The sequence below is a fragment of the Enterobacter sp. UPMP2052 genome (assembly GCF_053709675.1).
This window is the reverse complement of sequence record NZ_JBSKJR010000029.1, coordinates 1-665: the sequence shown is the minus strand read 5'-3', so window position 1 is coordinate 665 and position 665 is coordinate 1. Positions and strand designations below refer to the sequence as shown.

Annotated in this window: 1 rRNA gene; it reads right to left on the bottom strand. The window is 53.1% G+C overall.

From position 1 onward, the window contains the following. A 16S ribosomal RNA gene (locus ACWKX3_RS24095) occupies positions 1–665 on the bottom strand; the annotation flags it as partial.

The window sequence follows — 665 nt, the reverse complement described above, 5'->3', positions numbered from 1 at the left end:
AAGGAGGTGATCCAACCGCAGGTTCCCCTACGGTTACCTTGTTACGACTTCACCCCAGTCATGAATCACAAAGTGGTAAGCGCCCTCCCGAAGGTTAAGCTACCTACTTCTTTTGCAACCCACTCCCATGGTGTGACGGGCGGTGTGTACAAGGCCCGGGAACGTATTCACCGTAGCATTCTGATCTACGATTACTAGCGATTCCGACTTCATGGAGTCGAGTTGCAGACTCCAATCCGGACTACGACGCACTTTATGAGGTCCGCTTGCTCTCGCGAGGTCGCTTCTCTTTGTATGCGCCATTGTAGCACGTGTGTAGCCCTACTCGTAAGGGCCATGATGACTTGACGTCATCCCCACCTTCCTCCAGTTTATCACTGGCAGTCTCCTTTGAGTTCCCGGCCTAACCGCTGGCAACAAAGGATAAGGGTTGCGCTCGTTGCGGGACTTAACCCAACATTTCACAACACGAGCTGACGACAGCCATGCAGCACCTGTCTCAGAGTTCCCGAAGGCACCAATCCATCTCTGGAAAGTTCTCTGGATGTCAAGAGTAGGTAAGGTTCTTCGCGTTGCATCGAATTAAACCACATGCTCCACCGCTTGTGCGGGCCCCCGTCAATTCATTTGAGTTTTAACCTTGCGGCCGTACTCCCCAGGCGGTC